The sequence below is a fragment of the Streptomyces sp. NPDC048191 genome (assembly GCF_040652655.1).
Lineage (GTDB): Bacteria > Actinomycetota > Actinomycetes > Streptomycetales > Streptomycetaceae > Streptomyces.
Genome location: NZ_JBEZMO010000044.1, coordinates 1 through 13,650 on the forward strand (window position 1 = coordinate 1; position 13,650 = coordinate 13,650).

Consider the following 13,650-nt stretch of genomic DNA (forward strand, 5'->3'; position numbering starts at 1 on the left):
GGCCCGTCCCCGACGGACGCCGCCCTGGCCGCCGACCTCGCGCTGCCGATCGAGGAGCTGGAGCTCACGGTCCGCTCCTACAACTGCCTCAAGCGCGAGGGCGTCCACTCGGTGGGCGAGCTCCTGGCACGCTCCGAGGCCGACCTTCTGGACATCCGCAACTTCGGTGCGAAGTCCATCGACGAGGTCAAGGCCAAGCTGGCCGGCCTGGGCCTGGCCCTGAAGGACAGCCCGCCCGGATTCGACCCGACCGCCGCTGCCTTCGACGGGGACGACAACGGGGGTACGGGTTTCATGGAGACCGAGCAGTACTGAACGCGGTGCCGGGTCGCGGGGAGCCGGGATGGTGAGGGAGCGGGCACTGAGCACCGGCCGACCGCACCCGGCTCCCCCCGGGGCCCGCTGGCGCAGCTGCGGACGCCCAAAACCTCCGAGCCTGATCCGGACGGCGAGGGCGGCCGCCGTTTCTGCCGGTCCGGGCCCGTCACCACGCGGTCGGGCGAGCGTGCGGGGCCGCGCAGGGGCGCCTGTGTCCGGTGCCGGGGTGTCACCTCGGTGCCAGCCGCAGCCGGCGTCGTCAGCGGGCGGTCGGGGGCTGCTGCCGGCCGAGAGCTGGTCGGCTGCTCATCCGACCGTCACCGGCCGCCGCACCCCACCGCCTCACGCGTCCGTGATCGACAGTCTGTCCAGCTCCGCCTGTGCGGCCAGCGTGTCCGGGTGGTCCTCGCCGAGCACCCGTGCGCGGTCGTCCCGGACCTCGCGCAGCAGCGCCGCGGCGCTCTCGACGTCACCCTGGCCCGCGACGACCTTGGCCCGTCCGAACCGGGTCCTGATCACCTCGGGGTGGAGCGGGTTGCCGTAGCGGACCAGCCGCTCCTCCAGCAGGGTGTCCAGTTCGGCGAGGGCGGCGGTGGGGTCGCCCAGCTCGGCCTTGAGCATGGCCATGTTGAAACGGGTGATCAGCACGGCGGGATGGGTGTCACCGAGTGCCTTCCGCTGGTCCTCCAGCAGTTCCGCGTGCAGTGTCAGCGAGCCGGCCGGGTCGCCCAGTTCCCAGGTGTAGCGAGCGATGTTCAGCCGCGCGAGCAGCGTGTTGGGGTGGTCCTCACCGCGGATGCGCCGCACGTCCGGCAGCAGTGCGCGGAAGCCGTCGAGCGCTTCCTGTCGACGTCCGGACTCGCCGAGGAACTTGTAGATGTTGAAACGGCTGAAGAGCACCTGTGCGTGGTCCTCGCCGAACACCGCAATCCGGTCCCGCAGCAGGTCCTCGTGCAGCGCCAGCGCCGTGTCGTACCGGCCGAGCATGCCGTGCCAGTACGCGATGTAGTGCCGGCTCTCCAGCACTGCCTGGTCTGTCGGCGCGAGCACCCGGCGCTGGTCTTCCAGCAGCTCTTCGTGCAGCCGCAGACCCCGCGCCATGTCCCCTCCCCGCCCGGTCCAGTATGCGATGTCGTGCCGGTTCTTGAGGGTGCGTGGGTCGTCCGGTCCGAACACCCGCATCTGGTCGGGCAGCACGGCGTGGTGAAGCCGCACGGCCTCGGCGAAATCGCCGTTCTCACCGGTTGCGTACGCGATGCGGTACCGGGTCTCCAGTACCCGGGGATCGTCGTCACCGAGCACGCGGCGCTGGTCTTCCAGGAGATCGCGGTACAGCTCGCGGCTGCGGCCGTAGGCCCCGGCCTTGCCCGTCCAGTAGGCGGCCCGCTCCCGGGCGTGCAGCGTCACCGGTGAGTCGGCACCCGGGCGCTCCGCCAGCCGGTCCGCCCAGGCCGCCCACCGGGCCTGATTGACCGAGGGCTCGGCCGCCGGGCGCCGTTCCAGACAGTCCAGCAGACGGTCGTACAGCGATGGGTTGCGTGCGGCCCCCTGCCACAGGTGTTCCGGCTCCGCCTGCTCGGCATAGGCGTGCAGGGGGTTGTCGGGTGCATGCTCGTCCATGGGGGCCATCGTCTCAAGCGCCTGGCAGAGGGCCTGATGGCCGGCCACCACGTCCTCCTCCTCCCGGACGTACTCGATCAGAGAAGGGTGGTGTACGCCGAAGAGTTCGATGCCGGCCCGGTGTGCTGATCGCACGACCAGTCCCGGCATCAGGTCCAGGACCTGCTCCAGCGCCTCGTCGTCCGTGGGACCGCCCAGTTCGGCGGCGGCCCGGGCGAGTAGTGGACGGGGCAGTGTGGGGCTCGGTCCGGCGGCGGCGGCCAGAGTCAGGACGGCGTCGAGCCATCCGCCGCGCCCACCCGGGACCTGTGCCTTCTTGGTGAGCAGCGTCTCCCGGTACATCTCGGTGAAGGACACCCGACCCGTCCGGGCCAGCGGGCCGCTCTCGCCCAGAACCCGGGTGACCTGCCAGTTTCCGTTGGCCTGCTGGAGGATCGCGTTCTGCGTCCGCCCGGACACATGCTGGGCCGCCCGCAGGTACGCCCGCAGCTGCTCCTCTCCGGGCGCGGGGACCGGCGCCCGGAGCCAGTCGGCGGGCAGCGGCACCCCGTCCCGGACCGTCGCCACCACGCCGAACCATTCCGGCGCCGCACCGGCCAGCGCGGTCAGCTCGCGGACCACCTCAGGGCGGTGCGGCGCGTCGACCTGATCGAGTCCGTCCACGATCACGCGCACCGGGTCGCACGGCTCCATCTGCCCGAGCGGCCCGCCGATCTCGGCCACCGAGCGCGGCAGCAGCGTCCGCTCGCCTTCCGGAACACGGGCGTTGTACGCCTTCTTGGCGCCGGCGAATCCGGGGAGGTACCTCTTCAGCTGGTCGGCCAGCAGCAACCACGTCGAGCCGGCGGTCCAGCGGGTGTTGTCCAGGCGGATGAGCCCGCAGACGGCAGGGGCACGGTCCGCCTCGTCCGGCGGGAGCAGTTCCGTGCGGCACAGCGCGGAGACGAGCGTGGTCTTCCCGGTGCCCATGGTTCCGAGCACAGCGACCAGCCGATGGCGGCGGACCGCTTCGACGAGCTCCCCCAGTCCCGCGGGCGGCTGGAAGTGGCGCAGCGGTGGCATGAGCACGCCTCCGTCGGCCGAGCCCGCCAGCACGCTCAGCTCCCCCTGGTAGGCCACGTTGTGGGCGAGCCAGGTGTCGTACGGGTCCTGCGGAGCGCCTCCGCCGCCGTCGTACGAGGTGGCCTGCGGCACCTGGCGTGTCAGGCGGGCCTCGACCGCCTGCCGTACCGGCCGGGTGCGCAGGATCCGCTCGAGTCGGATGTCCCCCTGCCGGATGAGCTTGTTCAAGGCCCCTGAGAACTGCAGTCCGTAGGAGACCCGGCCGTCCGAGGACGTCAGCAGCTCGATCCGTCGGCCGGTCTGCATGGCGGATTTGAACCAGCTCTGCGTCGCAAAGAGCCCCGCGTACCCCGACAGGCACGCGTCGATCACGACGGTCAGCTCGCGGATGCCACCGTGGCGCCGCACCAGTTCGCCCAGTCCCGAGGGGATGTCGAAGGCTGTGTCGGGACCGGGCACGCCGGGGGTGGATCGGACCGGGAAGAGGAACTCGCCCTCTCGGACGACGTGGCCGTGCCCGAGGAAGCCCAGCACCAGGGGCGCTCCGGCCGCCGAGGCTTCCTCGAACGTCTCGGCCAGGGCTGAGGTCACCTCCGTCACCGTCCGCGGGTTCATCAGCAGACCGTCACCGGCTCCCGGTTCGCAGTCGCCGCGCATCGGGTCCAGCAGGAGCTTCGTCAAGTCGGCCGCGTAGGCCTCCAGTAGCTCCAGCCGGCTCTCCGGCTTCTCCTCCCGGGCGTCCCAGTGGGAGGCGATCACCAAGGCTCTGCGCTCATCCGTCACCCTGGCATTATCGACGCAGAGGACCAGGCAACTCATCAATAACTTGGGTAAGTTGGCGGAGGCCGTCACCGGAAGGGGACGGCAGGTCCCAGGCGAACGGAGATACATGGCTGAGTTGGTCATGGTGCACGGCATCGGTCCCGATGAGGAGACCGAGGAGCAGCTGCGCGCCGACTGGGTGTCCGCGCTGGCGCGTACCCTGCGGGACAACGGCCGTACCGAACAGGCCACTCGGTTGGAAGACGGTTCCGTCTCTGTTTCCATGGCGCACTACCGCCACCTCTACGCGCGCTACGTGCCGCAGGACGACTGGGACATGCCGCTGCCCGACCCCATGGCAGCGACCGGTGAGGACGTCGCCGCCGACATCATGGACAACATCCAGCAGCACGCGTCCGATCCGGCGGCCCGTGCCGAAGCCGCCCGCGCCCTGGACGAACTGCGTGCCGAAGTCGGTCCCGAGCAGGGGCCGGCCGAGCTGCTGCGCATGTTCGTCGCGATGCTGGGGCGGCTCGGCCCGGTCGCCCGCTCCGGTTTCGCGGCGCTGAGCAGCACCGGCGTGTTCCACCTGGGACAGGTCGCGGCGTACCTGGACGACGAGACCGTCCGGCAGGGTGCCATCGAGGCCGTGCTGTCCCGGGTGGCCCCGGACACCAAGGTGGTGCTCGCGCACTCGCTGGGCACCGTGGTCGCCTACGAGGCCCTGCACCGGCTCCAACAGCCGTTGCCGCTGCTGATCACCTTCGGGTCGCCGCTCGGCCTGCGCTCCATCATCCGCCGACGGCTGCGCCCACAGCCGCTGCGCTCACCGGACCACGTCAAGCGCTGGGTGAACGTCGCCGACCGCGATGACTTCATCGTCGCCACGCTGCGGCTGCGGACCCTGTTCCCGGACAACGACGCGGTGCTGGAGCGCACCCGGTTGGTGAAGAACCGCAACACGAACCCGCATGCGGCCGTCGAGTACCTCAAGCACTGGCAGACCGTCGAGCCGCTCGCCGAGCTGCTGTGACCGTACCGGCCCGATGGACGAGGCAGCCGGTGGCCGACAGATCCGCCAGGGCGTCGGCGAGCATCGGTCTCAGGCGGGCGGGCTCCCGCTCGTGCGGCGCCGCCAGGGTCGGCTTTGGAGGAACGGCGGACGCTCAGTCGCGCCCGGTGGCGCGCTCCGCCTTCTCCTTCTTCAGGTTCTTGATCCGCACGGTCTCCTTGCGGACCTCGGCCTGGGTGGCGCGCTCCTTCTCCAGCCACTCGGGCCGCTCCTGCTTGAGCGCCTCGATCTGCTCCGTGGTCAGCGCCTCGGTGACCCCGCCGCGCGCGAGACCGGCGATGGACACGCCGAGCTTCGCGGCGACCACCGGACGCGGGTGGGGGCCGTTGCGCCGCAGCTCGCTCAGCCACTCCGGCGGGTTCGCCTGCAGCTCGTTCAGCTCGGCGCGCGAGACGACGCCCTCCTGGAACGAGGCGGGGGTGGCGGGGAGGTACACACCCAGCTTCTTCGCCGCGGTCGCGGGCTTCATCGTCTGGGTGCTCTGCTGCGAACTCATGACGTCAAGGGTATCGGCCGTGCGCCGGGCCGCCGACCACGGCCGGTCACGGCGGGTGGGCCACGGCCGGTAACCTGGCCGGGTGACAGGCCCGGAGGAATCACCGTCGTTCCGGCTCGCATACGTACCCGGAGTGACGCCCGCCAAATGGGTGAGCATCTGGAACGAGCGACTGCCGGACATCCCGCTCACCCTCGCCCAGGTCCCCGCCGCCGAGGCGACCGAGGTGCTGCGCGCGGGCGAGGCCGACGCGGGCCTCGTACGGCTCCCCGTTGACCGTACGTTCCTCAGCGCGATCCCCCTCTACACGGAGACCACGGTGGTCGTCGTCCCCAAGGACCACCTGATCACGGCCGTGGACGAGGTGACCCTCGCCGACCTCGCCGACGAGGTGCTGTTCCATCCCCTGGACGACGTCTTCGACTGGGACGGCCCGCCCGGCGAGCCCGCCTTCGAGCGCCCCGCGACGACGGAGGACGCGATCGAGCTCGTGGCCGCGAACGTCGGTCTGCTGATCGTCCCGCAGTCCCTGGCGCGCCTCCACCACCGCAGGGACCTCACCTACCGCCCGGTCACCGACGCCCCTCGGTCCAGCGTCGCCCTGTCCTGGCCGGAGGAGGCCACCACCGACCTGGTGGAGGACTTCATCGGCATCGTCCGCGGCCGCACCGTCAACAGCACCCGGGGCCGTACCAAGCCCCCGGCCGAGCAGCAGAAGAGGCGTTCGGAGCCGACCGGCACGGGCCGGAAGCCGGCGCCGAAGGCCACGGGCCGCAACCCGCGCGCCCGCACGGCCGGCACCAAGCAGACACCGAAGCGGGGCAAGCCGCGCCGGAGGTCGTGAGGCGTCGGGACGGCGGCTTCGGCGCGGTCCGTCCCAGAATCCCGTCGGTCTCCACCGGGCGCGGGTCCGGCCCGTGACGTACGGCCGGGCGGTACCGCGCCGGTACCGCCGGTGCCGGCGGCCACCGCCCGCTACGCCTCCTGCCGGGCCGCCTCCCGGTGCTGCTCCGGCTGGGCACCGGCCTGGCGTTCCCGCAGGTCGGCGAAGGCCAGGCAGAGGGCCAGCAGGATGATGCCCGCCGCGGTGAGCAGGCCGTACTGCAGTGCGGTGGCGGGGCCGGCGCGGTTGGCCAGCTGGGCGAAGTACACCGAGCCCACCACGGCGACACCGGCCGCCGAGCCGATGCGCTGCGCCGTCTGCAGCACCCCGCCCGCCGCCCCGCCCCGCCGCACCGGCACGAGGGACAGGGTGAGCGTGGTGTTCGGGGAGATGGTCAGGCCGGAACCGATGCCGGCGAGCAGCAGCGGCAGCGCGGCCGCCCAGGCCACGCCCCGCCCCGGCACCCAGTGCACGGCCGCGATCACGCCGAGCATGCCCACCGTCACCGTGCACAGCCCGGCGATGACCAGCTTGCGTCCGAAGCGCACCACCAGACGGCCGCCGGCCGCGGCACCCACCGCCGAGCCCGCCGCGAAGGGCATGGACGACAGGCCCGCGGCCAGCGCGCCGTATCCCATGCCGTTCTGCAGGAACAGCGTGTACACGAAGAACAGCGTCGTGAAGCCGCCGAAGTACACCAGGCTCAGCAGCGCGCCGAGCGAGAAGGAGCGCAGCGAGAAGAGCCGCAGGTCCACCAGGGGCGCCCGGCCGTACCGCCCCTGGCGCCGCTCCCACGCCCAGAACGCGGCCAGCAGCCCGGCGCCGACCGGGAGCAGGGTCCACTTCAGCCGCCCCTGCCACTGCTGTTCCTGCACCAGGGGCAGCATCAGGGCGAGCACACCGGAACCGAGGAGCAGGACGCCCGGCACGTCGAAGCACTCGCGTTTGCCGGGGGAGGCGGGGGCGCGGGGCAGCAGCCGCAGCGCCGCGCAGAACACGGCCACCCCGATGGGCAGGTTGACGTAGAACACCCAGCGCCAGCCGTCGGCGCCGCCGGACGCCTGGATCAGCAGGCCGCCCGCCAGCGGTCCGACGGCCGTGGAGATGCCGATGGTGCTGCCCATCATGCCGAACGCGCGGGCCCGCTCGGCACCCTGGAACATCTGCTGGATCAGTGCCGACGTCTGCGGTGCGATCAGGCCCGCCGACGCCCCCTGGACCAGCCGGAACAGCACCAGCCAGGCCGCGCCGGTGGACAGTCCGCACGCCGCGGAGGCGAGCGTGAACAGTGCGAGCCCGGTCAGGAAGGTCTGGCGCCGCCCGCGCAGGTCGCCGAGCCGTCCCGCCGGGACCAGGGCCAGGCCGAGCATGAGGGCGTATCCGGACATCACCCACGACAGCTCGGCCGTGCTGGCGCTCAGTCCGCGCTCCACCGAGGGCAGCGCCACGTTCACGATCGACGTGTCCAGCAACGTCATGAAGGCCGCGGTCAGACAGACGGCGAGCGCCTTCCACCGTCGGTCGTGCTGGGCCGGCCCGGCCCGGTCTGTGGTCATGGGATCACGCTAGGCAGCCACCGCGCGCCGCGCACGGCAGGAAGACCCCGCTCCACCCTCCCGATGCCTCACCCCACGTACGACGTCTCCCGTGCCGTCCGTAGCACCACCGCGCCGTCCGCCCGTCCCAGCAGCCCTTCCGCCACCCACGCGTTCACCACGTCTCCGGCGTGCGCGAGCAGCGCCTCCTTGCTCCGGAAGGGTGCCCCGGCCCACACCGTGTCGAGGAGCGTGGTGCCGTCGGACCGGGTCGGGTTGGCGATGCCGGAGTCGAGATCGCCGAGGACCACGCGGGGCTCGCGGCGGCGGACGTAGGCGTGCGCGGGGTCCTCGGTCCCTTCGAAGAACGGGGCGAACTCGATGCCGTTCAGTGTGAGGTGCAGCGGTGAGCCGGGGAGGTGGGGCAGGGAGGGCAGCAGGTCGCCGGAGAGCGCGGGGGAGATTCACCGGGACCACGCCGTGGCCCTGAGCCACGCATACACCGACTGCGCCGTGAACTCCGCCTGGCCGCCGCGCAGCAGCAGCGTCGCGGTGGCGAATTCCGGTGCGTCGGCCTGGGCGGCCACGTACGGGATCGCGATGCAGCGCATGCCGGCGGCGTGGGCGGCGGCCGCTCCCGGCGCCGCGTCCTCCAGGACCACGCAGTCGGCGGGGGCGGCCCCGAGTCGCCGGGCCGCCTCCAGCAGCACGTCGGGGGCGGGCTTGCCGCGCGCCACCTCCTCGGCGGACACCACCGTGCGCAGATACGTGCCCAGGCCCGTCCCCGCGAGGGTCGCCTCGATCGCCTCCGGCGAGGAGCCCGAGGCGACCGCCGTCGGCACTCGGTCAGCGGCGAGGAGCTCCACGAACTTGCGCATCTCCGGGTACACCGGCGTACGGGTGCGGGCGATCTCCAGGTAGCGCAGGTTCAGCTCGGCGAGCAACTCCTCGGCGGGGGCGTCCAGGCCGTAGCGCTCCTTCCAGAGCCGTGTCGCGTCCTGGTTGCCGATGCCGACGTACGCCTCGTTGTCCGCCCAGGTGAAGTCCGGGACGCCGTGCCCGGCCAGGGTCTGCCGGCTCGCCTCGTAGTAGTTCGGCTCGCTGTCCACCAGCGTTCCGTCGAGATCGAAGATGACCGCGAGGGCACCGAGATCGCTCATGCGGCCAGCATGCCCGGAGTCAGGCCCGGGCCGCCCGGCCGATCGACTCCACCAGAGGGAGCAGCCGGTGCGGGACGCGCTCGCGCAGCGCCACCTCGGTTCGCGTGCGCACCACGCCCGGCAGGCTGATCAGCTTCTGGATGACGTCCTCCAGATGGGCGTTGTCCCGGCCCACCACCCGGGCGAGCAGATCCCCGCCGCCCGTGATCGAGAACGCCTCCACGATCTCCGGTACGGCGGCCAGCGCCTCCCCGACGTCGTCCAGATGGCCCTGGGTGACCTCGATGTGCACGAACGCCAGCACCGGATGGCCCAGTGCGGCGGGCGACAGGGACGGGCCGGTGCCGGTGATCACACCGTCCCGTTCCATCCGGTCCAGCCGGGCCTGGAGTGTGCCACGGGCGATGCCGAGAGTGCGGGCGTACTCGCGCACGCTGGTGCGCGGCTGCTCCAGGAGCAGCCGCAGGATGCGGGTGTCGAGTTCGTCCACGGCCATGATGGACGACTGTACCAATGGCTCAGCGCACCCGCCGCCGCATGTGCCGCCCGACCTGGACCGTTGGCATTCCGAGGGGCAACGACGCTTGATCCGAGCTGGGCCAATGGCTCAGCGATTCGAGGCGCACTTGAGCCAGTGACCTCGGTGATGCTCTCATGGACACGTCGATGGCGCTGCGGATCCCCGCGGCGCCTTTTCTGTGCCGGTGTTCCATGGGGAGGGCAGCAGTGCTGAAGAGGATGTTCGTGGCTCCGGACCCGGGACGGGCGCGGTTGCGCTTCGCCGCGCGGGCCGTCCTCGGCATCGGCCTCGCGGTCGTCGTCTGCTTCCTCGCCGGCCACTCCCTCGTCGGCGCGGTGACCGGTGGTCTCGCGGCGCTGCTGGCGCTGTTCACCGTCGCCGACCCGACGGTGCGCGGCCAGGCGGTCACCACCGCGCTGCTGCCCGTCGTGGGTGTGCCGGTGCTCGCCGCCGCGGCCGAACTGCACGGCGCCCCCGTGGCGCGCGACCTCGCCTTCCTGGCCGTGGTCGGTGCCGGCGTGTACGCGCGCCGCTGGGGTCCTCGCGGTCACAGCCTCGGCGTGTTCGCCTTCATGACCTTCTTCGTGGCCCAGTTCCTGCACGCCACCCCCGCCCAGCTGCCCGAGCTGTACGCCGCCGTGCTGCTGTCCGTGCTCAGCGCCGCCTTGGTGCGCTTCGGCGCGTGGTGCTACGAGCGCCGGCTGCCCCCGGCGGCCGTACCCGCCCCGCCGGCCGGGCGCGGCCTGGCCCGGGTGACCACGCGGCAGGCCGTGCAGGCGACCGCGGGCGCGGGCTTCGCGCTGGTCGTGGGCCAGCTGGTGTCCGGGCAGCGCTGGTACTGGGCCGTCGGCGCGACCTGGTGGATCTTCGTCAACACCGCCTCGCGCGGCGAGACGCTGGTACGCGGCTTCCGCCGGGTCCTCGGCACGGTGATCGGCATCTGCCTGGGCTTCCTCGTCGCCGTCCCCGTGGGCGGTGCGCCGGTCCCGACGGCCGTCCTGGTCGCCGTCGCCGTCTTCGGCATCTTCTACACGGCCGCCGTCTCCTACACCTGGATGATGCTCTGGGTGACCCTGCTCGCCGAACTGCTCTACGGCCTCCTCGGCGTCCTCAGCCCCGGCCTGCTCGCGCTGCGCCTGGCCGAGACCGGCGTGGGGGCGCTCGGCGCCGCCCTCGCCGTGCTGTTCGTCCTGCCGGTCACCACCCACGCCGGCACGGACGCCTGGATCCAGCGCGCGCTGCGCTGCGTCCACGCCTGCACGGCCGAGGCCGCGGCCCGGCTGGCGGGCTCCACGACCGCCGACCCGGGGCCGCGCGTGGCCGAACTGGAGCAGTTGCTCGGCCGGGTCCGGCTCGCGGTCGCCCCGCTGGTGCACCCGCTGAACCCGATGCCGGCCCGCAAGCGGCGCGCCCGCCGGGTCCTGGCGCTGCTCGACGACTGCGCGCGTGAGGTCCGTGGCCTGGTGGCGGTCGCCGCCGATCCCGAGGCCTCCCACGACGCCCGCCTGGCCGCGGCCTGCTGGCGCGTCGAGTCCGCCGTGGAGGCACTGACCGCAGGCGGCTGGGAACCCGTCCCCAGCCCCGCCGAGCCGCCCTCCGAACCCGCGCTGGCCCACCTCCACGGCCTCGAACGCGCCCTGACCGACCTGGCCGAGCCCCTGCGCGCCCCGACGGGCTCACGCCTGGTGGGCGCCTGAGGCGAGGGCCAGCGGGGGACCGGCGGCGAGCCTGAGCCGGACCCGTCGGAGGCACGGGCGCGGGAGCCCGGCCCGCGTTCGCCGGGGGAGGGGACGAGCGTCTGGAGCCTCGCGGTGCCCGTCGCTGGGCCCACCCGCATGGACGCGATCGGGCCGGAGCGGCCCGGCTGAGCTGTTGCGGGGTGGCTGGTGGGGGCCCTGGGCCGGCGTGGACACAGGGCACCGTCGGTCCGCCGAGCCGTTGTGAGGTGGTGGGGGAAGCGCGGGCGGTGCATTTCCGGCGACTGGAAGGAAAAGAACTGGCGGGCACGCCCGCCCTGTTGGTCTAGACCGCCGTGATCGGCTGCTACCGTCGGGCCCGGACGGGCTCGACCGAGAGGGGACAGCGGTGGCACAGGACGGCAGGCCCGGCAGGCGCCGGGCGTTCATCGGCTCGTTCACGGCGGCGGGCGGACCCGGCGTCGTGGCCGCCGAGGTCGCTCCGGACGGCTCCCTCGCTCTCGTCGTCGCCGTGAACGACGTACCGGATCCGTCCTACCTGGTCCTGGCGCCGGACGGGGAGACGCTCTACACGGTGAGCGAGACGGCCGAGGGCTCCGTCGCCGCCTACCGCCTCGTCGGCGACCGCCCGGAACTCGCCGGTCCGCCCGTGCCGGTGAACGGCAGCGGACCGACCCACCTCGCCGTGTACGACGGACACGTGCTGACCGCCAACTACGGCTGCGGCAGCGTCACCGCCGTACCCCTGCGCCCGGACGGCGCTCTCGCCGCCAAGCACTCCGGCCGGCTCCAGCACACCGGCTCGGGCCCGCACGACCGGCGCCAGCGCGGCCCCCACGCCCATCAGGTGCAGCCCGACCCCAGTGGCCGGTGGGCCGTCAGTGTGGATCTCGGCACGGACTCGGTACGGATCTGCACCCTCGACAACGGCACCCCCGCCCTGCACCGTGAGTTCGCCCTGCGCCCCGGCTCCGGCCCGCGCCACCTGGCCTTCCATCCGGGCGGCGCGCTCGCGTACGTCGTCAACGAACTCACCCCCACCGTGACCGTGTGCCGCTGGGACCCCGAGACCGGCTCGCTGAGGCCGCTGACGGAGGTGCCCGTGCTGTCCGACGCGCCGGCCGGTGACGCCTATCCCTCGGGCATCGCCGTCTCGCCCGACGGCCGCTTCGTGTGGACCGCGACCCGCGGCGAGGACGTCCTGTCGGTCCTCGCCGTCGAGGGCGAGGCACTCCGGCTGATCGGCACGGTGCCCTGCGGCGGGCACTGGCCGCGTGCGCTCGCCGAGCACAACGGCTACCTGTATGCGGCCAATGAGCGCTCCGGTGAGGTGACGTGGTTCGCCGTGGACGAGGCCACGGGGCTGCCCTGCTACGACGGCTCGGTGCGGGTCCCCGCGGCCTCCTGCGTCGTCTTCGGCTGAGCCGCCCGCCGCGTACGGCGAAGGGCCCGCTCCGGGATGTGGAGCGGGCCCTGGGTCGTACGGAGTGCCATGGGTGCGGCGTGGGTCAGCGGACCGGCATGCCCTGCGGCTGCTGCGGGGCGATGCCGAGCGCCGTCGTGTACTTGGCGAGGGCGAGCTTGCCGATCGCCGGGTAGGCGCCGAGCGCCTCGGCCGTGGCGCAGCCCGCCTCCTCGGCGGCCGCCGCCAGCAGCGCCGGGTCGATCTCCGGGCCGATCAGATACGGCGCCAGGGCCAGCTGCTGCGAACCCGAGGAACGCAGCTGCTCGGCCACGGAGGCGATGGAGCCCTCCTGGTCCAGGGCCGCCGCCATCACCGGAACGGCCAGCCGCGCGGCCAGCAGCATGCCGGTGATCCCGGCCGCCTGCACCGCCTCCTCGCCGCCCACGGACGCCAGGATGATGCCGTCCGCGGCGGTGGCCACGGTGAACAGGCGCGCACGGTCGGCACGGGCCAGCCCCGCCTCGGACAGCCGCACGTGCAGCGCCTCGGCGAGCAGCGGGTGCGGGCCGAGCACGTCGGTCAGATCGGCGGCGACCCGGCTGTCCATCACGGACTGGCGGATCTGCCGCAGCAGGGCGCTGTCCGGACCGGCCAGCAGCGGAACGACGACGGCGACCGGGCCGTCGGGCTCCTTGATCCCCTCGACCCCGGCGGCGACGGCCTGCTCGTACCGTGCCTGGCGCTCCTCGGCAGCGCGCACCAGCACGGACCGGAGCGTGGGGAACTCGGCGTCGTCCCCGTCCAGGTACCCGATCCGGGCGTCCAGGCCGGGCAGCTCGGAGCGGGCGATGCTCACGACCTCCTCGGCGAGGCCGCGCGTGGCGGCGCTGGGCGCACCGGGCACCGCGAGGGCGAGCGCGGGCGCGCCCTCGGGAGCAGCCAGCGGTTCCGGCCGGCGGTGCCGTCCGGGCTGGCGGGGTCGCGGCATTCGTACTGGCAGGCCGGACTCGGGTCCAGTGGGGGAGCTCATGGCGCCGCATGTTACTGGCTTCAGGGGCTCCTCCGTTCGGGGAGGGTGCAGGTGAGCGGTATCCGTCCCTTTTTGTCTGATGAGTTACGC

11 protein-coding genes and 1 pseudogene are annotated in these 13,650 nt (G+C 73.1%); 5 read left to right on the forward strand and 7 right to left on the reverse strand.

The window, feature by feature from the left end:
- A partial coding sequence (locus tag AB0D93_RS38375; protein WP_362130322.1) for a DNA-directed RNA polymerase subunit alpha C-terminal domain-containing protein occupies positions 1-315 on the forward strand: 315 nt, incomplete at its 5' end.
- A gap of 345 nt (positions 316-660) precedes the next feature.
- Here AB0D93_RS38375 and AB0D93_RS38380 read toward each other — a convergent pair.
- Positions 661-3,783 (reverse strand): tetratricopeptide repeat protein, encoded by a 3,123-nt coding sequence (locus tag AB0D93_RS38380; RefSeq protein ID WP_362130325.1) that lies wholly within the window; start codon positions 3,781-3,783, stop codon positions 661-663.
- A 106-nt stretch (positions 3,784-3,889) separates the two neighbouring features.
- Here AB0D93_RS38380 and AB0D93_RS38385 point away from each other — a divergent pair, with 106 nt between their 5' ends.
- Positions 3,890-4,795 carry a hypothetical protein gene (locus AB0D93_RS38385; protein WP_362130328.1) on the forward strand — a complete coding sequence of 302 codons (906 nt, stop codon included), beginning with the start codon at positions 3,890-3,892 and terminating at the stop codon, positions 4,793-4,795.
- A gap of 133 nt (positions 4,796-4,928) precedes the next feature.
- Here AB0D93_RS38385 and AB0D93_RS38390 read toward each other — a convergent pair whose 3' ends face one another.
- Positions 4,929-5,330 carry a DUF5997 family protein gene (locus AB0D93_RS38390; RefSeq protein WP_362130331.1) on the reverse strand — a complete coding sequence of 134 codons (402 nt, stop codon included), beginning with the start codon at positions 5,328-5,330 and terminating at the stop codon, positions 4,929-4,931.
- Positions 5,331-5,412: 82 nt separating this feature from the next.
- Between AB0D93_RS38390 and AB0D93_RS38395 the strand changes: the two genes are divergently transcribed.
- A complete protein-coding gene (locus AB0D93_RS38395) occupies positions 5,413-6,174 on the forward strand; it encodes a LysR family substrate-binding domain-containing protein (protein ID WP_362130334.1) in 762 nt (253 codons plus the stop codon).
- Positions 6,175-6,305: 131 nt separating this feature from the next.
- Here AB0D93_RS38395 and AB0D93_RS38400 read toward each other — a convergent pair whose 3' ends face one another.
- The 4 genes and pseudogenes from AB0D93_RS38400 to AB0D93_RS38415 form a co-directional block, all read right to left on the reverse strand.
- A complete protein-coding gene (locus AB0D93_RS38400; protein WP_362130337.1) occupies positions 6,306-7,769 on the reverse strand; it encodes an MFS transporter in 1,464 nt (487 codons plus the stop codon).
- Between the two features lie 68 nt (positions 7,770-7,837).
- A pseudogene (locus AB0D93_RS38405) lies at positions 7,838-8,200 on the reverse strand (glycosylase); the annotation flags it as partial.
- Between the two features lie 12 nt (positions 8,201-8,212).
- Positions 8,213-8,908 (reverse strand): HAD family phosphatase, encoded by a 696-nt coding sequence (locus tag AB0D93_RS38410; RefSeq protein ID WP_362130340.1) that lies wholly within the window; start codon positions 8,906-8,908, stop codon positions 8,213-8,215.
- Positions 8,909-8,927: 19 nt separating this feature from the next.
- Positions 8,928-9,404, reverse strand: coding sequence for an Lrp/AsnC family transcriptional regulator (locus tag AB0D93_RS38415; RefSeq protein WP_362130343.1), 477 nt, complete (start codon positions 9,402-9,404; stop codon positions 8,928-8,930).
- A gap of 230 nt (positions 9,405-9,634) precedes the next feature.
- Here AB0D93_RS38415 and AB0D93_RS38420 point away from each other — a divergent pair, with 230 nt between their 5' ends.
- Together AB0D93_RS38420 and AB0D93_RS38425 are read left to right on the forward strand one after the other, a co-directional pair.
- On the forward strand, positions 9,635-11,125 hold the full coding sequence (locus AB0D93_RS38420; protein WP_362130346.1) for an FUSC family protein: 1,491 nt from the start codon (positions 9,635-9,637) through the stop codon (positions 11,123-11,125).
- Between the two features lie 388 nt (positions 11,126-11,513).
- Positions 11,514-12,548, forward strand: a complete 1,035-nt coding sequence (locus AB0D93_RS38425) for a lactonase family protein (protein WP_362130349.1) — start codon at positions 11,514-11,516, stop codon at positions 12,546-12,548.
- Positions 12,549-12,633: 85 nt separating this feature from the next.
- Here AB0D93_RS38425 and AB0D93_RS38430 read toward each other — a convergent pair whose 3' ends face one another.
- Positions 12,634-13,560 (reverse strand): hypothetical protein, encoded by a 927-nt coding sequence (locus tag AB0D93_RS38430; RefSeq protein WP_362130352.1) that lies wholly within the window; start codon positions 13,558-13,560, stop codon positions 12,634-12,636.
- Positions 13,561-13,650 lie beyond the last annotated feature (90 nt).